The sequence below is a fragment of the Paenibacillus sp. 10L310 genome (assembly GCF_056395745.1).
Window position 1 is genome coordinate 19,920 of sequence record NZ_JBFTKC010000022.1, and the last position, 21,116, is coordinate 41,035.

Here is a 21,116-nt window from a genome sequence, read left to right on the forward strand (position 1 = left end):
AAAAAAGAGAGCCTCGAAGGCTCTCTTGATTTCACCTGCTATCATAGCCAGATGTATTGTGCATTAAGACGTTGGCTTCGTTCCGCCATCATCCGGGTTATTGTTATTACCCTTTTCCAGATTCGGAGCTTCGTTTGGAATATCTCCGGCTGGTGGCTCAGGCGTTTCATCTTTACCTTGAATACGAACACGCACATCACCGATGGTGTCGATGATTGGCTCTCCGCCTTCAGTTGGTGTACCTTCACCATCATTGTCATTCTCTGCTTTTGGAGTCAAAGAACCTGTTTCGATCAATTGCTTGATCTGATCCATTTCCAAAGTCTCAACCTCAAGCAATGTTTGAGCGATCAGGTGCATCTCTTTTGAATGTTTAACAAGCAAGTCCTTACACTTCTCATAACAGTCATTGATAAAGCGTTGCATTTCCTGATCAATCTCGTAAGCAATGGAATCCGAGTAATTCTGTTCATGACCGATATCCCGACCAAGGAATACCTGTCCTTGTGAACTTCCGAATTGCATAGGTCCCAATTTCTCACTCATACCGTATTCCATAACCATGCTGCGAACAATACCTGTCGCTTGCTGGAAGTCACTGTATGCACCAGTACCAATTTCTCCGATGAACAATTCTTCAGCTACACGACCCCCGAGAAGTCCGGTTACTTTATCCAGCAATTCCTGCTTGGTAACCAGCATACGGTCTTCTTTTGGCAACATGATTACATATCCACCCGCACGTCCGCGCGGAATAATGGTCACTTTATGTACCATATCAGCATGTTCGAGGAAGTATCCAACAATGGTATGACCTGCTTCGTGATAAGCAACGATTCGTTTCTCTCGATCACTGATGACACGGCTTTTCTTCTCCGTACCAACGATGACACGGTCAATCGCTTCGTCAACTTCCTTCATGGAAATATCTTTACGGTTACGACGCGCTGCAAGCAATGCCGCTTCGTTCAAGAGATTCTCCAAATCCGCACCAGAGAAACCTGTTGTACGCTTCGCGATAATATCCATCTTCACATCTTTGGTCAGTGGTTTATTACGGGAATGTACTTTCAGGACAGCTTCACGACCTCTTACATCAGGGCGGTCAACCGTAATTTGACGGTCAAAACGTCCAGGACGCAGCAAGGCAGGGTCCAAAATATCTGCACGGTTCGTTGCAGCTATGATGATAATACCTTCATTAACTCCGAATCCGTCCATCTCAACGAGCAACTGGTTGAGTGTCTGTTCACGTTCATCGTGACCACCACCGAGACCAGCACCACGCTGACGTCCTACAGCATCAATCTCATCGATAAAGATGATACATGGGGCATTTTTCTTCGCATTTTCAAACAAATCACGTACACGTGATGCACCGACACCGACAAACATTTCCACGAAGTCGGAACCTGAAATAGTGAAGAATGGTACACCCGCTTCACCGGCTACGGCACGAGCGAGCAATGTTTTACCGGTACCTGGAGGCCCTACGAGCAATACGCCCTTAGGAATCCGCGCACCTACTGCTGCGAATTTACGAGGGTCCTTGAGGAAGTCTACAACCTCAACAAGTTCCTGTTTCTCTTCGTCAGCACCCGCAACATCTTCAAATGTAACCCGCTTCTTCTCTTCGTTGTAGAGACGAGCACGGCTTTTACCAAAGTTCATTACTTTACCGCCGCCGCCTTGAGCCTGATTAAACAGGAAGAAGAACAGCAGGAACATAATGATCAAAGGAATAAAGGAAGTCAGCAACGTCAACCAGATGCTGTCACCTTTCATTGGCTCCTGATGATATTGGAAATTGTTAGTTTCACTTGCAGCTACAAGCTCACTAATTGCCTCATCCGTAGGAGGAATATACGTTGAGAAATTTTCTGATTTGGCGCCATCAGGTGCCTTCTTGTATTGACCGGTCACGAGATACGTTTGACCGTTGAATTGAACCGTCAATTCAGAGACATTGTTGGCTTTGATCGCTGCACGCAACTGATCATATCTAGGATTATCGGTGGCTTCGCCGCCATTGCTGACGAACTGGACTATCCCCACCACAACTAAAAAAAGAATCAAATAAAAACCAGAATTCCGGATGAACCGATTCATCCCCTACCTCCTCTCGAGACACTTTAATTATTTTAACATAGCCCGACATGGCTTCTCAACAGAAGCCAAGAACAGCTCAAGGCTTGGGTCGGGCAGGGTATTAGCTACTATAGACTTCCGGCTTCAAAATCCCGATATAGGGCAGGTTCCGGTACTTCTCCGCAAAATCCAAACCGTAACCAACGATGAACGCGTCAGGAATGTCAAAGCCTGTGTAATGAGCTTCCAACTCAACTTTACGGCCTGAAGGCTTGTCGAACAGCGTAACCACTCGCACCGACTCGGCACCGCGGTTTTCTAGCAGTTCAATCAGATAGCTGAGTGTAAGTCCGCTGTCGATAATATCTTCGACAATCAGAACTTCCCGTCCTTCTACGGATACATCCAGATCCTTAATGATTTTGACAACACCTGATGACTTGGTGGAAGCGCCGTAACTGGATACCGCCATAAAATCCATTTCAACAGGTACCGTTATGTTTTTAACCAAATCAGCCATAAATATAAACGCACCCTTGAGCACACAAATGACCAAAGGATTGCGATTTGCATATTCGGCACTTAGTGTTGCGCCTAATTCCTTGACTTTACTCTGAATTTCTTCTTCACTGATCAATACTTCCTGAATGTCGTTCTGCAACTGTGCGAACCTCCTAAGTTATACTATGAAAGCCTTACCTGAACCATAACCACTACCCCTGAATCGCTGAATCGCCTACAGTCATGTACAGGATTGCGGAAGTGCCCTCCCTGACAGGAGCCACACTGGACCGTCGAACACCCGGTAACCAGATGATATGACCTGCTCCATCACATACCACAGGAATACGTGGACGGACAGATGGGGGGATTTTCTCATCGATGAAAATATTTTTCACCTTTTTGCTTCCGTTTAATCCCATCACTTTCATGGTATCTCCAGGTAACCGTGAACGCACAACCAGCGGCATAAGCAGTTGATCCGCATCAAACGCGGCTTGATCCGCCGATTCCGGTACATGATAGTCCTCGGGACTCACCGTCATCAACCGAATATACCGGTTAATTGGGGTGAGTGAAAGCTCATAAGTTCCACTCCATTGCGCAAGACGATACTCGTAAGATTGATCCTGTACGTCCGTCCGTATGCCAAAAGAAATCAGATTATACTCCCGAGTGCAGGCGAGTGTCTGTCCTATATCCAGGCTCCAGGTCGTCACATGGGTCTCCATGACCTTGCGCCGAATGGTTTCTATACGGGTAAAGTCGACAAAATCACTGTCCAAAGGCAGATAATTCAATATTAGTTTAATCAACCTTCGTTGTAAAGCGACATGTAACTTCAAGAAGGAAGGCACCTCAAAGGTTTGCCTTCCGCCGTTCACCTGCACTAGACACCTGTATGTGTCATATGCACTCTGCTCCATGAAATCGTCTTCATCACCCACAATTTCGGCAAGCCGATTCAATGACGGCGTGAGTTGTCCATTATACTGCCCCAAAAAAGGAAGCACATCCAAGCGAATGGCATTACGCCGATATTTACGCAGGGCGTTGCTCTCATCATTGAAATACATAAAACCCTGGGTATTACAAGCTTCTACAAGGTCTGTCTTGTTTATACGAAGGCATGGACGAATAAGTTCCACATTTTTTTCTCGTCTTTTAAACTTCATTCCTGAGAGTCCCGACAAGCCGGTTCCACGAAGCAAATGAAGCATGACCGTCTCTGCCTGATCATCCGCATGATGTGCCAAAGCGATGCTTGCTGCATTATATTTGGAAGCCACTTCATGAAGAAAGGCATATCGCTTGTTGCGGGCTGCTTCCTGTGGTCCCTGACCCGTAAGCTCCATATATGAAGGTACATCGGCCTTGGTCCATTCAAATGTAATACCAAGCTGTTGTGCCAGTTCCATCATTTTCTCCGCTTCATCATCAGATTCACTCCGGAAGCCATGATGCACGTGGGCACAGATCAATTCAAGTGGCACATGCCGCTTGCTAATCTCGTGCATGATATGCAAAAAAGCTACCGAGTCCGGCCCGCCCGATACTGCGACGACAATCCGATCCCCGGGAACCCATAACTGATGCTCTTCCGCTGCATCCAGCACGTTCTTCACCAGCATGTTCCAGCGTAAAGCCTCCATACCTGTTCCTCATTCCTTGCGTTATGTATATGCACTCTCACAGATCAGAAAAGTAGTGCATAGATGAGCACTCCAATAAGTAATATCACAGATACAGCGAATGCGTTCATAAGCCAGCGCGGTGTGGTACTTTTGGAACGACGGCGGAGAGGCGTGGGGCGTGCCATCATTTCCTTCCACCCTTGTGCCGCATGACCTGCATCACGAAACTGACCTCGTAATGCCTGAGTTGTCCAATTGCGAAAAGGACCCAGTCGTTCACTGCGCTCCACCAGCGCTACGAGCTGATTCACACTTCGCAGTTGCGGTAATCCTTCGGCCGCCAGTGCCTTGAGCGCGTCTGCTTCAAGTACATGAATCAATAATAATGCAAATGCAAATACATCATAGGTACCATCTGCCGTACGGCTGCCTGCATTCCAGAAGCCCCGATCATACCATTCGGTGAACTGTTTGACGCTTCGACCAATCGACGTAACTCCGCCGTAGTCGATCAATTCCACCTGCCCATAGTCGGATACCAACACATTCTGAGGTTTGAGATCACCAAACACCCATCCCGCCTGATGCAATTGTGCCAGCTTCTGCAAGAGTCTAAGTCCCACCAGAAGTGTCCAGTCTGTCCCCTGACGCCGAATAAAGTGATGAAGTGCCTCACCTCTAACGTAACGCATCACATAAAAGGGAATATCCCGGCCACGAACGGCATAATCATCCACATCTTTAAGATAGGAAGGAATGCCGCTCTGCCGAAGGGCCTCATGATTACGCTGTAGTTGAAAAGATTTGAGTACATTGACTTCCGATTGCAGATCAACCGGATCAAATCCCATTTTTAACGCGTAGTGTTTGCCATTTTCACCCCGTTGGACAAGAAAAACGATGCCATTAGCTCCTTTGCCCAGTAGCTTCCGAATCGTGTAACGACTGCGATTCCATTTCCCTGTAACCACTGTTCCTGGTGGGAAAGAGGCGTCAGACAACGTTGTCACCGAGCATCCCTTCTCTTTCAATGCGATAGTTCCCTTCTATTTCCTGCTGTTTCTCCAGTGTACCATAACGGTAAAAATCAATCACCTTCTGAATTGCAGGACCTGTCGGCGTTGCACCCTTCATCTGCAACCTTCCAAACAAGGACCGAACACGGCCTGGATCCGTTGTCCAGTCAATATCCATTACCGCATCTTCTCCGCTGTGTCGTCCGGGAAAATGAAATACGGAAAGCTTGCTCTGACCTATACGCGCCTGCAAACTTAACATTAAATCACGAATGCCTTCTTCTACCGCAGCCAGTTTGGGCTTCATGCTGGCGCTAACGTCTATTAACAATATAACCTGTAAGGCTGTAGTTTCAGCCATATCATCCATCACTTCCACGACCCGGGCGCGTTGTGCAGGCTCCAGATCGGTTACCGTTTTGGGCTCCTTCTCTCCCAAAATTTGTGTTAACTCTCTATTAACCGCCTGCTGAATGGTCTGAACCACCGTTTTCCTTGTCATCATCTGCATCGTATGGGCAAGCTGACGTGTACCTACAATTTGGCTGATTCCACCTCCAGCTCTGGCAATATCCTCAATCTCCCGGCTACCCAACTCACCAATGGTTCCATAATCAATCACGCCAACCACATTAACCGTAATCCCCTCTTCCAGCGCTTCGGCCGCTGCCAGCACTGGACTTGGTCCTACATTGGAACAACCGTCGGTGATCAATAAGATTTGCTTCATCCGATATCCCTCCGTTATTCGTTACTCTCCAACTCTATGACTAGCATTGCCAGAATGAAGAGACTTCAAACAGAAGAATATGCAATTAACTGACGGTCCGTGGACGCTCCATCCGGTTGATGCCAGGCACACGCAGTGTGGCCCATTCAGGGCGGAAATGCTCTACTTTTCCAACAACGACGGTCATATCATCCAATATCTCATGCTGCTGATATCTTATGACACTTTCAAGCAGGCAATCGGCCAAATCTTGTGGATCATCTGTATCAATCTCTTGAATGAGCCGTTTCATCCATAACTCTTTGTTCACCGCATACCCCGGTGCATCATAGATGCCATCCGTCATCATAATGAGGATATCCCCCGGCTGAAGCTGTACCGTCACCAGATCCACTTCAATATCTTTAATAATACCGATTGGCAGATTGCTGGCTGAAACCTGAATAACCTCCTGTCCTCGTTTGATAAAACTTGGCGTCGATCCGATTTTCATAAACGTGGTCTCTGCCGTATATTCATCGATCAGCGCCATATCCACTGTGGCATACATCTCTTCAGGGGAGCGCAGCATCAGAACGGAGTTCACGGATTTGATCGCCAGTTTCTCGTCCATGCCGGACTGTAGCAACTGTTCCAGTATGTTCAGCGCCGCGCTGCTCTCCATGCGTGCCCGTTCTCCATTGCCCATTCCATCACTGAGCGCCACTGCGAATGTACCGTTGCCTAACTCAACCGTACTGAAGCTGTCGCCTGACATCACATCTCCCCCTTTTGCGGCGGCAGCAACACCCGTGGTAACCTCGAAGGTTTTGGCCGAACCAAACGTGACGGTTGCCAGTCCCTGACGAGGATCGGTCATGGTCTCATGCAAGACGGCAATATGCTCGTCCAGTACATCCGAGATCAGCGGAGCAATCATTTTCCGGCACTCATCGAATCCACGTGTATATGCATGTACAATCTCAATCTCTACATTGCCCGCTTCCAGATTGATGATCTCAATGGAGTGAATGGACAAGCCCAGTGACTCCAGTGCGTCCCGAATCTGCTCCTCCTGCTGTACCATCTCATCACTTTCCCGCTGAATTTCTTTGGCCAGGTCCTCCATGACCTGAGATACACCGGACAATTGCTCTGCAACCAGCTGCCGGCTATCGATAATTTGACGCTTCCATTGCATGTTATGTTGATGCAGTCCATACTGGGCACGCATGACTTCAAGGACCTCTTCCGGTTTCGCACACACCCTGTTCCAGTCGACTGGAATCTGCTTGCCTGAAATCTCCGGGTTTCCTTCAATCGTACTCATCACGTCCGTCATATATTTGTAGGTTTGAATAAACTTCGCATCCCAGCATTGTGTACGCTTGAAGCAGCTTGCACATGTGCCCTCGGCAACCGCATTCATGAAATGGTCCATTCCACCTTCTTTCTGTACCTGCTCCCCTGCACCGGACATCTGATCAAAGCTACGTGACAATTGACGGAATACCTGTGAGAACCGGGTTACCCGTTCTGCCGTGATATCCCGTATCCGTTTGGCATACTCATGCTGCGATTTGGTATGATCCTGCGTACCCGGTACATATTTGGATATCGCCGTCATCAGGCTTTTAGGTGTTAACATGAATAGTACGATAGCTGCACACGTCTCCCATAATGAGTTCATCACATCGCCCGGTCCGCCCAGATATATGGATAGAATGGACGAACCCAGTAGCATGCCCAGTGCAACCGCCGCACGTTTGCCTTCTCGAAGCATACCCGCCAGCATCCCGGCAAAAGCAAGCAGGCTCATCTGATACACCGCTGACATGTCAGCCAGACTCAGAATCAAGCCGGTAATGACCCCAACTGAGGCTCCAAGGGGGGCTCCGCCCACCAGCGCAAAGATTAATATGAGATAACGGGAGAGCATATGCTCGACGGATAAAGACTGAATGGTCCACCCTACGGCTCCCGTCATAACGGAAGCGAGCAATATGATCAGGCAGAGGATCTCCTCGTTCTTTAGGCTGAACTTTTTTTTGCGGTAAGTGAAGATCGGTATGGCTTGTATAAAAACAAGGGTGAGCACGAAACTTAATATCGAATCCATCGTGAGCATCAGCATCGCGTACCAGCTGAAGGATGATCCAATCACAACCGCGAATAACTTGACCATAAATGTAGTCGTAAACACCATCGTTGGTGCATAAGATAACTCAGCACGATCATATGACTCCAGACCGCGGAAGAGCAGATAAAAGATGGCGATCTCCGATGCAACAATGAGTGGTACTGGAAACGGTGCAAAGAGACTACCTGCGAGTAGAGCGGCGCCTACCGGAATGATGTAATCCCTGCGCATGAAAGCAATTACGGCGAAGTAAGCAATGGCAAAGGGAGATAACTCATTCAGGATCATTGCCTTTCCGAGCAGGAACCCCATAAACGTAAGCAACAGTACCCATTTGCGGGAAGCAACCATCTGGACAGCCTTGCGGGAGCCAAGCCATTGTTTCAGACGTACCGACAGCTCCTCCCGAGCTTCCGTACCTCCTTTACCTGCTTTCATTCCCGGAAATTGAATGACATTCCACTTTTCCATCATCCTCAAGGCACCCCATTCGATTAATTTGAATTTTCGTGTTTCGTTCTCGATGGTTCTGATTATAGATAGATTAGAAGACGTAGTTTGTCAGAATAGGTGGGCAGGGTCCAAAAAGTTTACGACAAAAGAAACAAGCCTGGCGCGGTGGAGCGAAACCCCGGCCTTATTGTGGTTTCATTCATTCTCCTACTTGATTCCGACAATCGGAATGTCTGATTTTGAACCGGAGATGGTTTGGTCTCGCCACCATTTGAGCAGGATAACTGTGGAATGCCACGGAAACCTGTCGGTAAAAAATGGTAGACGACAAATGTTCTTATGGTTTCATTTTGCCGTGCAGAAAAACTGGGGATATGGAGCTTCACCTTACAAAAAAAGCTATTCAACTACTTATCTGTGAAAGAAACGCAAAAAAACCGTTAGCCCATGGGCTAACGGTTTTACTTATATGTTTAGATCAGGTTGTGACAGATTACACACGCTTTGCTCCACGGCCTCCGCGTTTGCCTTCTGTGTTCTTCTTAAGCGAAGAGATCCGCTCTTCACTATCTTTCAGGAAGCGTGACATTTTATCCTCAAATGAAGGTTTGCCTGCTGCGGGCTTGAAAGAACGGCCTCCGCGGTCACCACGGTTAAATCCACCGCCGCCACCACCACGACCTTGGCCACCACTTGGGCCTCCGCCGCTGAATCGTTCGCGATCTCCTCCACTGCGTTCCGGTCTAGGAGCTCTCGGGGGTCTAGATTGGGTTTGTTGCTCAACCGGTTTGTCAACAGCTTGCTTAATGGAAAGTCCGATCTTGCCATCCTTGTCAACGTTGATAACCTTCACTGTAACGAGGTCATTCAGCTTCAGGTGGTCGTTGACATCTTTGACGTAATTGTCGGCGATTTCCGAGATGTGAACGAGACCCGTGACACCTCCTGACAGATCCACAAATGCTCCAAAATGCGTGATTCCTGTCACCTTGCCCTCTAACTTGGTGCCCACTTCAATTGCCATAGAATAAAATGATCCTCCCTTAAAAATATACAACCCGATTTTTTGAATGCCAAAATCAATGCTGCGCTAATGTAATTATACCTTATGCCATAAACCAAGGTCAACTGAACACTACCCCATCAGAGAGCCTATTTTTTCCGGTTTAACGGCTTCAGACACACGGATAACAAACCTAGCTCGGTAATAGACCGAATTCCATCAGTTCCCTGACTCTTCAACCTGTATCGGCGTTTCCTCAGGAAGATAATATCCTTTTTTCCGTGCCAGCTGTCCTATGTATTCAGGGTCATTCAACCGGCTGACTTCGTACTTCAACTGTTCCAGCTTCTTCAACGTATCTTCCTTTGAAGCTTGCTGAGTGGCCAGATGAGAACTCTTGTCCGAAATTTGTGCAGTCTGCACAAGGAATGTATATCCTGCCCATATTACAAATACAATCATAAACGTCATCCAAAGCATGAGGCGCCTTTTTGCACCGGCAGATTTTCCTTGGTTAGTTGGAGCCTTTGATCTGCCCACAGGTGTTTTACCCATTACGGACCTCCTTAAAACCAGCGTTTCCACATCGCTGCAATTCTTGTACCCACACGGATCATGAAGCGTGGCGTTACCCAATGTTTCAGGAGCGGCCTAAACATCCAGCGGAACAACTTGCCGAAAGGTACCAAACACTGTAGCACCAGCCTGCCCAGGAATAATAGTATCGCAATTACAAAACCGAATAATACGCGGATTAACTTATAAATTCCTTTAACCGGCATAACGATCAGGATGTTAAGGATATGTCCACACCAATGAATCAGCGTTCTTGCGAGTTTAATTAACATTACCACAAAACGCTGGGTTGTAACACTTAAAAGCCAAAAATAGAAGCAAACCCCTATAATCAGCCCCAAAAAGACATAAAACCGCAACTGTCCGTGGTTTCCGGCGTATAGCATCCGAAAAACGAACAGCGCGGAAGCAACCCAGTACAACAGATCGAGTGTGTGAATACTCCATCTCGGAAACCGCAGCTGTCCGGACAGTACCCGGTAACTGTCGTAGGCCATTCCCATCACGACCCCCGAAGTAAGCATCCACATCAATGTGATCCATTGAGTATCCGGACTCATCGGAACATCTTGCCAAACAGGCCTTTACCATTTTTGGACTGGGAACCGGGATCCAGATATTGGAGCGAACTGACAGTGCCTTCAATGGATAACAGACCTTCCTCCAGGCTCAGGTTTTTGATATGTAAATTGTGCCCCCGGATGGTCAGATGCCCAAGTTCAGTCTGCAGCAAAAATTCCTCACTGTCGAAGCTCTCCACGTTGGAGACACCCGTCAGATCCAGCAGTTTCCGATTCTGCATGCTTAGATGATGCTGTTTGGCCTTACCGTGCTCAACCATGGCATGTACCCCTCCTTCTTACACCTAGCTTATGGGTGTGGAGGTTGGAATAGAACCAGCGTTGTTGAACAAATAACCCGGCATCCAGTAAAAAACAAAAACGCCCTTCCCTGTTACAGGAGGACGTTTCGATTCAACTTGCATTGAATGAATATTTATACCAGATGTACTGTTACCAGTTCATTCCGTTATCCTTGGCGATCGGCTCTTCCTTCACCAAGGTGTAGAGGCTGCTCGCCTCATCCTTCTTGGTACTCTCGGCAATTCGTTCCACCTTCACAGTGACCAGTTTCTGACCGAACTGAACCGTCAGCTCATCGCCCACTTTGACAGCGGCGCTGGGCTTAGCTTCACGTCCGTTCACCAGAACACGTCCCTGTTCAGAGACGTCCTTGGCCACAGTGCGGCGTTTGATTAGCCGGGAGACCTTCAGGAATTTATCAAGACGCATTATTTTACGGCTTCTTTAAGTTTGTTGCCTGCTTTGAATGCAGGAACAGTGGACTCAGGAATCACGATTTCATTCCCTGTTTGTGGGTTACGTCCGGTACGACCGGAACGTTTGCGGGTCTCAAAAGTGCCAAAGCCGATCAATTGTACTTTGTCTCCGCTGGCAAGTGCATCTGTAATTTCTCCCAAAAAGCCGTTCAATACGGACTCAACGTCTTTTTTAGTCAAACCACTTTTGGTTGAAATGTTGTTAATCAGATCTGTTTTGTTCATTTTTAAAAGCCTCCCAAATTGAAAAAAAAGTATCTGCGATTCCTGACAATACATCGACTGCCGCTGATTCGCGTTAGGTTACTACACATGTATTCTGGCTTGGCATCTGAAATCCTGCCTTAGTCCGCGACTTTTTTTAGCTTTTTGTCGATGGTCCGCAGGCAACAGTCTAAGACCAGTACCCGAAACCATCCGCCGCTAAACACCTATCCCAGTCAACCCAGATGAACACATGTTCGTATATCATAACACACTGCATAGCATGAATGGAATAAGGTTATCTGGCTTTTCCCAGAAAATTGAACCTGTTATAATCCTGCCTTCTTCGCATCCTGCCAGAATTGCTCCATCTCTTCTACATTGCTATCTGCTGGTGTTCTTCCCTGTTCGCGAAGACGCTCTTCGATGTACTGGAACCGCCCGATGAACTTCCGGTTGGTCGCAGCAAGCGCCTCTTCCGGGTCCGTATCGATGAATCTTGCAACGTTTGCGGCTGCGAATAACAAATCACCCAGTTCAAGCTTCCGTTCTTCCGCAGACTGGCCTTGTTGCACCGCTTCTTTCAACTCCGCCAGTTCTTCCTCGATCTTGGCAAACACACCTTCAACATCATCCCAGTCAAAGCCTACTTTGGCTGCTTTCTTCTGTAACTTGTATCCCTTCATCAATGCAGGCAAGTCACGCGGTATACCATCCAGCACGGAAACCTTCTGCTGATCCTGGCCTTTGCGCTTCTTCTCCTCTGCCTTCATCTGTTCCCAGTTCTGAAGAGCTTCATTCGCGTCTTCTGCCTTATTATCACCAAAAACATGTGGATGGCGGAAGATCAGCTTATCATTCAAACCTTCGATGACATCATACACATTAAATGTGCCTACTTCTTCTTCCATCTGGGAATGCAATAAAATCTGCAGCAGCAGATCACCCAGCTCTTCTTTCATATGGTCGGGGTCATCCTCATCGATCGTCTCAATGACCTCATAGGTCTCTTCAATCAGGTTTTTGCGAATGGATTGATGCGTCTGCTCCTGATCCCATGGACAGCCACCCGGACTGCGAAGAATATTGACGATCTCATGCAAACGCGCAAAGGATCTGCGACGCAAGGCATCATCGGTGTTCTTCGGTACATAGATCAGTGACAGATTGCCGTACCCTTCGATCCGGTCCAGTTCGTGCAATGGAATCTTGTGAATGACCTCCTGACCCTGCACACCCAACGCATGACCCACAAATACCGGATAATCATCCGGGTAAACCTCCATCAGGCATAGCTTCACATCCGAAGCAGTGAACACATCGTAGACTTGTCCGATCAACGTATGTAGCTGTGGTTGTACCAGTTCCGTGTTCAGGCTGCTGGCATCCAGAAGTTGAAAACCTTCGATTGGATCGAATCCAAGTCGTATAAAAGCTTCATCTAGGAAGCTCTCCCCGCCCATCACACGCAGTGAAATACCCATCTGCGGACAACGCTCTTTGAGTAGGCGCACACTTGCTTCTGCCACCATGGGATGACCCGGAACGGCATACACAACTTCGGTTCCGGCCTCACCCTTACGAGCAGCCTCTATCAGTTGGTTCGCGATCTCATCATACACCTCGGGGAAGGAGGACTTCGCCTCATAGATGGCATCAAATGAGGTCATTACCAGTCCCTCTTGCTTCAGATCATTCAAAACGGGATGATCCAGGGTACGTACATACAGCGTAGCTGCATGTTTCATTTTTTTGATAATACCTACGGTCAGTTGGTCTACATCTCCAGATCCAAGACCCACTACGGTTAAAGCTGCACTCATTACGTAAACCTCCATCCGGACTATCCTGTCCAGCTCAATGATTCATCATGCCTGAACAGGACTAATTACACGTATTATACCAGAATCATTCGATATCCTATAATTGCATATTCGCTGTGCTGGGTGTAGAAGCACCGTGAGCATGGAGCTAGCGCAGCACACGCAGTCTGCGCAGTAGCTTGGCAAGGCGAGGCCCCAACTTGGGCACAGCCGCCAGCTCCGCGGCGGTCAGTAGCCCTGTCCGGGCCGCCGCCAGCAAGAACACGGCCGAGCCTGCGGCAATGCCCAGCAGGCTCACGCCCATCGCGGCCAGCCTGCGGTCGGCCGCGACACCCATGCCGCCGAGCACGGCTTCGGCGGCCCAGGCCGTGCCTAACGCCGCCAGACTCATGGCGGCGATCACCAGCGCCGGCTTCGCCAGAACGGCGCCAGGGGCAGGGCGCAGGGCGACAAGTCGCGCCAGCAGCGCCACATTCAGGCCAGCCGCCAGCATGTAGGCGACTGCGCCTGCCAGGGCCGCGCCGCTGATGCCCAGCGCCGGCACAAGCATGACGTTCAGCAGCGCCTTGACGCCTGCGGCGGCCAGCATGCTGAACGCGGGTGCGCGCACGGCGCCGAGGCCTTGCAGCAGCGCCGCCGCAATAATGCTGACGGTGCTGCCCGCAGCCGTCAGCGCCATGTACCGCAGTGCTTCGGTGCCTGCGGCATCTCCGTACAGCATGCGGTTAATCGGCTCCGCCAGCACCGCGAGACCCGCGGATGCCGCCAGGCCGATCAACCAGAACCAGCGCAGCGCGAGGCCTGCTTGCTGCCGGACGGCTTCTGGCCCGCCCTTTAACCGGGCTTCCGCCATCGCCGGAATAAACAGCACAGATAGTGACGTGGCAAGCATCGTCACCAGTTGAACCAGCGGCAATCCACGGTTGTAGATGCCGAAGGAAACCATCGACTGAAGCTCGTCCAGTCCTTCTCCCCGCAGCAATCGGGGCACGGTGAAGGTATCCACCAGATTCATCAGTGGTACGGCCAGTGACCCGAGACATACGGGAATGGCATACATGAGTAGCATCTTGATCCATTCCCCGTTGGATCGTGACCGTTCTCCCAGAGCGGGATTAATAGCAATCACCGTTTTCTTCAGCGGCGTAACCGGTGTATTCTCCTGGCGCTCATGATGATCTGATCCAACCTCTCCACTGTTACTGCTCCATTCCGAATCCAATTGTTCGGTGACCACTTCTCTGCCTTTCCGCCGATGACGGACCATGTACCCTAACATGGTTAACAGCCCAACCATTCCACCAGCAACGGAGCCCATCATGGCGCCAGCGGCAATAGTCTCAAGCGAAGCGTCCCGTCTCATCAACCACAGAAGAAGAACAATCATGACGGTGACACGTATCGTCTGCTCCACCACTTGTGATACTGCTGTTGGAACCATCTGTTGTAATCCCTGAAAATATCCCCGCAGCCCTGTCATCACCGGTACGAACAATAACGCCCATGAAGCAGCACGAATCGATGGAACCACATGGCGGTTGCCAATCATGTCAGCGATCAGCGGCGCACCTGCATACATCAAAAGCGCCATTATAATTCCAATTCCCCCGAGCAGTAGGGAAGATAGTCGAATAATTCTTCTGCTCTCGTCTGGTCTTCCGAGTGCGTTCTGTTCTGCTACGAATTTGGATACGGCCAGCGGCAGTCCTGCAGCAGCAAGCGTGATAATGAGCATATATAACGGATACACCGTATTGTAGATGCCAAATACACCGTCTCCCCCCAGGTTCTGCAGCGGAATCTTCTGAAAAGCACCAATGATTTTAGAGATAATGGCAGCAAGCCCAAGTATAAATGCACCCTGTAGCAGCCTTGAGCCTGTAGACGGCTGTTTCATATGTCCCTCCCGCGTAATCCTTTTAAGCATACCTTGCTATTATAACTGCCTGAAGGCACACAGACTAACCCTCCCCCATCACAATCATCCGGATTAACTTCGTTGTCCCTTAAAACGCAAAAACTCCCGTATGCCCAAGACAGGGCACCAGGAGTTGATCTGCGGTCTATTGTTCCATTTGCTTGCCAAGGAAACCAGCAGCTGTCTCGGACATCTTCACTTCCATCTGAGACATCTTCACCGATTCGTCCTTATTGAACAGGATAACCGTTCCGATGGGGTCACCACCTGAAATAATCGGCGCAATAACAAAAGAGGATAACGTCTCGTCATGATCTTTGCTAAGTTCATAAGAACCATTGTTTGTTTCCAGAATGGTCTTCCTGTTTTCCATACAACCTTCCAACAGTTGACCTACCTGCTTGTCCAAATATTCTTTCTTGGAGCCGCCTGCCACCGTGATAATGGTATCCCGGTCAGAAATCATCGTTACATGTCCTGTACTCTCATACAGGGATTCTGCATATTCTTTGGCAAAATCACCAAGTTCGCCAATTGGCGAATATTTTTTAAGGATAACTTCTCCATCACGATCCACGAAAATTTCCAGTGGATCACCTTCACGAATACGTAACGTACGGCGGATTTCTTTTGGAATGACCACACGACCAAGGTCATCTATACGGCGGACAATACCAGTAGCTTTCATTTCACATGTTGCCCCACTTTCTCGAGAAGATTTTTCAACTACTGTTCCTTAATGGGTAGAGGAAAGTCCCAGAACGTTTAGTGTGATATCTTGACCATAGTATTCATCTGTTCCCATTTCCTTATACATGCTTCGGAGAATATAGTTGTGTAACTTTCGAAGAAGGCGACCATGTACCCACACGGCTTGAATGTATACAAGAAGAAGCAAGAAGGAGGTCCTAAGTCCTCCCCTTGCTTCTCTGCATGGTTGTCCATATTTACGAAGTACAAGGCATTCATTCGGGCGAATTTAACCCCTGAACGTATGCTAACACAGCAATTTTACCAGCTTACTTGCTGCTTGTACCTTCATCTGTAGTTGCATCTTTGTCTGTTCCAGTCGTACCTTGGTCAGTCTTGGTATCCGTACCTGTGGAGTCATCCGTTTTTGGTTCGGTTGTTTTTTCTCCTTCAGTTCCTGTACCCGTAGTGCCTTCAGTTGTGCCTTCAGTCTTACCTTCTTCAGCTTTTTCTGTTTTTGGCAGTTTAACTTCTTTTACGATTTTGTCCAATTCATTTTGCATGAACGTATCGATTTCAGCTGCAGCCAATTGGCTCTTCAGACTTTCTTTTTGTTCAGCCGTTAATTTGGCAAAGTCAGCTTCTGTACGAGCTTCCACTTTCATGACGTGGTAACCGTACTCTGTCTCTACTGGATCACTGATTTTGTTCAGTGGCAATGTTTTTGCAGCTTCCTTAAATGCCTCTACCCAGCTACCTACAGGTGTATTTTCATACAGTCCACCCTTTTCAGCAGAACCTGGATCTTCGGAATATTTTTTTGCAATTTCAGCAAAATCAGCTCCGCCATCCAACTTGGTTTTTACTTCTTTTGCAATTTTAAGTGCATCTTCTTTTTTACGCTCTTTTTGCGTTTTTGGATCTGTGAAGTTAATCAGCACGTGACGAACGGAAGCCGTTGTGAACTGATCTTTGTTTTTCTCAAACTCAGCCTTGATTGCATCGTCCGTAACGCCTGTTTCTTTATCTTTGATTACTGTCATGATCCGAGTCATGTAGTTTTTAATGTTGTCGTCAGTCAGTTTCTGAGCTTTGAGCATTTCTGTCCATTGATCTGCCTGAACAGAAGCTTTCATTTTATCGAATTGCTCAGTTGCCGCTTTTGTACCTGCTGTTTTGGCTTCTTCACTTGCTTTGCCACTCAGATATTCATAAGCAACTTCCTGTTTTACCAGATACTCTTTGAAATCGTCCATATCCATCATTTGTGCATACTCCGGATAGAGGAATTTCATGACACGTTGCTCCATATCGAATTCATTGGCTGTAATAGTACCACCATCATACGTAGCGACTACAGCACTTGTATCCGTGGATTCAGGTGTTTTTGCTTCTTCCTTCTTGCCACATGCAGCAAGCAGTGATAAGGATAGTACTGCAACCATGCTCACAGACAGTACTTTTCCTACTTTTTTATACTTTGGTAACATCCTTTAGTTCCCCCTTTGATTTAAAAGCAGTTTTCATGGACTCCAGAATTTTCTCTACCAGCTCCATCAGTTGCTTATCCCCAAGCCCCTTGCCTTTAGCGTGAATCAGCATATGGGGTCCTTGTTCAAATTGTACACGTCTTTCGAACTGATTTCCAATGTGCGCGATTTTCGAGAGTTCAAAGGCATGTTCACGCCCTTCATAGAACTTCACGGTAATGTCCTCACCACGTTGGGAAATGGACTCAATACCGTAGATTTTGCCGTATACTTTCATCCGCGCAACAGCCAGCAAGTTAATGACGGCTTCCGGAAGATCACCGAATCGGTCAACCAATTCGTCTTCCAACTCCATCGCATCGTCGAAGGATGCAATGACCGCCACTTTTTTGTAGATCTCAATCTTCTGAATACTGTCATAGATATAATCGGACGGCAAGTAGGCATCGATACTGAGATCCAGCGTTGTGTTCCACTGGTCTGAAGGTACCGGCTCTTCGCCAAGCATCGTAACTTTGCGTTTGTTGATCTCCTCTGCGAGCATCTGGGAATACAGATCAAACCCGACGGAAGCGATGAAACCATGCTGCTCCGCTCCTAGCAGATTTCCCGCACCACGAATCGACAAGTCACGCATGGCAATTTTGAATCCTGAACCCAGTTCGGTAAATTCTTTGATTGATTGCAGACGTTTCTCAGCAACTTCAGTAAGCACTTTATCCCGTTGGTACGTAAAATAGGCATACGCAATACGGTTGGAACGACCCACACGTCCGCGCAGTTGATACAGCTGGGAGAGTCCCATTTTATCCGCATCATGTACGATCAGTGTATTTACGTTCGGAATATCTACCCCGGTCTCGATGATACTTGTGCTCACAAGCACGTCATATTCACCATCCAGGAAGTCCAGAATCGTTTTCTCCAGCTCTGTTTCCGACATCTGACCATGTCCTACACCAACTTTGGCTTCAGGCACAAGTTCAGAAATTTCGGCTGCCATCTCCTGGATTCCCTGAACACGGTTGTAGAGGTAATACACTTGCCCACCACGGGCAAGCTCACGCTCAATGGCTTCACGTACAAGCGCCTGGCTGTGCTCAACCACATAGGTCTGCACCGGGAAACGATTCTCTGGTGGAGTCTCGATAACGGACAGATCACGCACACCCAGCATGGACATATGAAGCGTACGCGGAATCGGCGTTGCCGTCAGTGTCAGCACGTCCACATTGGTTTTCAGCTTCTTCAGTTTTTCCTTATGGGTTACACCAAAGCGCTGTTCTTCATCAACAATGAGCAGTCCCAGGTCCTTGAACACCAGATCCTGCGACAGCAATCGATGTGTCCCGATGACAATATCCACTGTGCCTGCCTTGATGCCTTTGGCTGTTTCATTCTGCTCTTTACGGGAGCGGAACCGGCTAAGCACATGAATGTTGAACGGATAACCGGAGAAGCGCTCACGGAACGTCTCAAAATGCTGCTGTGCCAATATGGTTGTTGGCACGAGTACAGCCACCTGTTTGCCTTCAATAGCTGCTTTAAATGCAGCCCGAATAGCCACCTCGGTTTTGCCGTAACCAACATCCCCACACAATAAACGATCCATTGGACGGTTTTGTTCCATGTCCTTTTTGATTTCTTCGATCGCACGCACCTGATCACGTGTCTCATCGTAAGGGAACATGTCCTCAAATTCCTGCTGCTCCGCAGAATCCTTGTCGAATCCAAACCCTTTGGAGGTCTGACGCTCTGCATACAGCTTAATTAGATCATCAGCAATATCCTGTACAGATGTGCGGACTTTATTTTTAACCCGTGTCCACTCATTGCCGCCCAGCTTGTATATTTTCGGTTCTTTCTCTTCGGAACCAACATATTTCTGAATCAGATCGATCTGCTCAATAGGTACAGACAGTTTGTCTCCACCCGCGTAGAGAATATGCATGTAGTCCTTATGAATACCGCCAACCTCGAGGGTGCCGATCCCCAGGTACTTACCAATCCCGTGGTTCTGATGAACGACATAATCGCCCACTTTTAGCTCGCTATAGGATTTGATCCGTTCAGCATTATCTACATTCCGAATCGGTTTTCGTACTTTACGCTGTTTTTGCGAGAACATCTCGCCCTCGGTCACAACAGCCAAATGAATGGATGGCATTTCAAATCCCGTTTGCAAATTACCGATCATCATCTCTGGTTCTGGAATATCATAGTCCATCAGTACCCGGCGCATCCGCTCGAGTCGCTCCTCACCGTTCGCCAGCATAAGTACTTTGACTCCGGCCTTCTGCCAACGCTCCATCTCTGCCTTCAGTACGTTCATCTGTCCATGGAAATCCTGCATGCCACGACTGATGAAGTTCAGAATGTTCTGTGGTTGAGTGTGTGGAACTTGGCGCAAAAAGATCGACATAAACAGCGTCTGGAATGGACGCTCATACAAGAGTTCATCACCGTCTGCGGATAATGGAAGATCCGGAAGTGTTTTTCCGTTTTGCATCAAATGTAGGTTCCACTCTGATTCATCACGGTCCAGCTGTTTCGATGTCTCCGATAGTCTGGCAGGCTCATCAAGAACCAGCAGGGTATCTTCTGGCATATAGTCGTAGATCGTTTTGTTCTCCGGATAGAGCGGAGAAATATATTTATACATTTCGGAGAAATACACGTGTTCCCGCAAAAGCTCAATCTCCCGGTGAATTTCCTCACGAAGACGCAGCTTCGCCTGCCGGTCTGTCATTTTCTCCAGTTGTTGCTCCAGCAAAAGAGCAGCCGCATCGGCAGCCTTTTCCATACGTTCACGATCTGCAATTAACTCCTTGCATGGTAAAACCGTAACTTCTTCAATCCGTTCAATCGAACGCTGATCCGCTGGATCAAATGTCCGAATGGAGTCGATCTCATCATCAAATAACTCCACCCGATATGCGATCGATGAAGTAACCGGATAGAAGTCGATGATACCTCCGCGTACACTCATCTCACCACGAGATTCCACGCGTTCCACACGCTCGTACCCGAGCTTTACCATCTCCAGCAGGAAGGAGTCCAGTTGAAGTGTGTTACCCTGTTTAATCAAAATTCGAGCATTGGCCATCACTTCCGGAAGCGGAACATAACGTCTTACCCCGGAAAAAGGAATAACAACAACGCCCCTGAATCCCTGGGCGCAACGGACCAACACATCAATACGCTGACCCAATGTTTCCGGGCTGGAAACAGCAGCTTCCGCAGCGACAAGTTCGTTGGCAGGATAGATCAACACCTGATCAGGTGAAAGCGCTTCCTGTAAATCTTCTGCAATTTTTTGAGCTGAAAACATATTATGTGTTACTACGAGCAATGGTCGGTTCATTTCCTGATGCAAGGCAGCCAGCATAATCTGACGCGCCGAGCCGGATAAACCCGAAACCAATTGTTCCTTCATGCCGGACTTGATTCCGGCTGTAATGGATCCGAAGTCCGGATCTTTGGAAAAAGCCTGTATAAGTGCTTGTAACAAAAGGGGCACCTCTCTTATAAC

17 protein-coding genes are annotated in these 21,116 nt (G+C 48.2%); all 17 read right to left on the reverse strand.

Annotated features, from left to right (window positions below):
• Nucleotides 1-63: 63 nt before the first annotated feature.
• The 17 genes from ftsH to mfd all read right to left on the reverse strand — a co-directional run bounded on the left by ftsH (nt 64) and on the right by mfd (nt 21,095).
• Nucleotides 64-2,109 (reverse strand): ATP-dependent zinc metalloprotease FtsH, encoded by a 2,046-nt coding sequence (gene ftsH / locus AC1DE7_RS27780; RefSeq protein ID WP_036606115.1) that lies wholly within the window; start codon nt 2,107-2,109, stop codon nt 64-66.
• Nucleotides 2,110-2,209: 100 nt separating this feature from the next.
• Nucleotides 2,210-2,749 (reverse strand): hypoxanthine phosphoribosyltransferase, encoded by a 540-nt coding sequence (gene hpt, locus AC1DE7_RS27785; protein ID WP_017691352.1) that lies wholly within the window; start codon nt 2,747-2,749, stop codon nt 2,210-2,212.
• 52 nt (nt 2,750-2,801) lie between these two features.
• Nucleotides 2,802-4,241 carry a tRNA lysidine(34) synthetase TilS gene (gene tilS / locus AC1DE7_RS27790; protein WP_047844512.1) on the reverse strand — a complete coding sequence of 480 codons (1,440 nt, stop codon included), beginning with the start codon at nt 4,239-4,241 and terminating at the stop codon, nt 2,802-2,804.
• A 44-nt stretch (nt 4,242-4,285) separates the two neighbouring features.
• Entirely contained in the window at nt 4,286-5,233 is a 948-nt protein-coding gene (locus AC1DE7_RS27795; protein ID WP_036606117.1) for a serine/threonine protein kinase, read from the reverse strand.
• A complete protein-coding gene (locus AC1DE7_RS27800; protein ID WP_036668461.1) occupies nt 5,217-5,969 on the reverse strand; it encodes a VWA domain-containing protein in 753 nt (250 codons plus the stop codon). Before AC1DE7_RS27800 ends, AC1DE7_RS27795 begins: the two co-directional genes overlap by 17 nt.
• A gap of 85 nt (nt 5,970-6,054) precedes the next feature.
• Entirely contained in the window at nt 6,055-8,562 is a 2,508-nt protein-coding gene (gene spoIIE / locus AC1DE7_RS27805; protein ID WP_339284947.1) for a stage II sporulation protein E, read from the reverse strand.
• 472 nt (nt 8,563-9,034) lie between these two features.
• Nucleotides 9,035-9,565, reverse strand: coding sequence for a S1 domain-containing RNA-binding protein (locus AC1DE7_RS27810; RefSeq protein WP_017691357.1), 531 nt, complete (start codon nt 9,563-9,565; stop codon nt 9,035-9,037).
• A 198-nt stretch (nt 9,566-9,763) separates the two neighbouring features.
• Nucleotides 9,764-10,099, reverse strand: a complete 336-nt coding sequence (locus AC1DE7_RS27815) for an FtsB family cell division protein (protein ID WP_017691358.1) — start codon at nt 10,097-10,099, stop codon at nt 9,764-9,766.
• Nucleotides 10,100-10,110: 11 nt separating this feature from the next.
• Nucleotides 10,111-10,680: a spore cortex biosynthesis protein YabQ gene (gene yabQ, locus AC1DE7_RS27820; protein WP_091039114.1), complete on the reverse strand. Its 570-nt coding sequence runs from the start codon at nt 10,678-10,680 to the stop codon at nt 10,111-10,113.
• The gene (yabP, locus tag AC1DE7_RS27825; protein WP_036606119.1) at nt 10,677-10,961 is read right to left on the reverse strand and encodes a sporulation protein YabP; all 285 of its coding nucleotides are present in this window, start codon (nt 10,959-10,961) and stop codon (nt 10,677-10,679) included. Before yabP ends, yabQ begins: the two co-directional genes overlap by 4 nt.
• A 172-nt stretch (nt 10,962-11,133) precedes the next feature.
• A complete protein-coding gene (locus AC1DE7_RS27830) occupies nt 11,134-11,412 on the reverse strand; it encodes an RNA-binding S4 domain-containing protein (protein ID WP_036606120.1) in 279 nt (92 codons plus the stop codon).
• The gene (locus AC1DE7_RS27835) at nt 11,412-11,684 is read right to left on the reverse strand and encodes an HU family DNA-binding protein (RefSeq protein WP_017691362.1); all 273 of its coding nucleotides are present in this window, start codon (nt 11,682-11,684) and stop codon (nt 11,412-11,414) included. Before AC1DE7_RS27835 ends, AC1DE7_RS27830 begins: the two co-directional genes overlap by 1 nt.
• Before the next feature lie 308 nt (nt 11,685-11,992).
• Complete coding sequence (yabN, locus tag AC1DE7_RS27840) at nt 11,993-13,486, reverse strand: bifunctional methyltransferase/pyrophosphohydrolase YabN (RefSeq protein ID WP_477535629.1); 1,494 nt, start codon at nt 13,484-13,486, stop codon at nt 11,993-11,995.
• 148 nt (nt 13,487-13,634) lie between these two features.
• Complete coding sequence (locus AC1DE7_RS27845; protein ID WP_477535630.1) at nt 13,635-15,383, reverse strand: putative polysaccharide biosynthesis protein; 1,749 nt, start codon at nt 15,381-15,383, stop codon at nt 13,635-13,637.
• 166 nt (nt 15,384-15,549) lie between these two features.
• On the reverse strand, nt 15,550-16,092 hold the full coding sequence (spoVT, locus tag AC1DE7_RS27850) for a stage V sporulation protein T (protein WP_036606123.1): 543 nt from the start codon (nt 16,090-16,092) through the stop codon (nt 15,550-15,552).
• A gap of 331 nt (nt 16,093-16,423) precedes the next feature.
• On the reverse strand, nt 16,424-17,584 hold the full coding sequence (locus tag AC1DE7_RS27855) for a peptidylprolyl isomerase (RefSeq protein ID WP_477535631.1): 1,161 nt from the start codon (nt 17,582-17,584) through the stop codon (nt 16,424-16,426).
• Entirely contained in the window at nt 17,568-21,095 is a 3,528-nt protein-coding gene (gene mfd, locus AC1DE7_RS27860) for a transcription-repair coupling factor (RefSeq protein ID WP_477535632.1), read from the reverse strand. Before mfd ends, AC1DE7_RS27855 begins: the two co-directional genes overlap by 17 nt.
• Between the last annotated feature and the right edge of the window lie 21 nt (nt 21,096-21,116).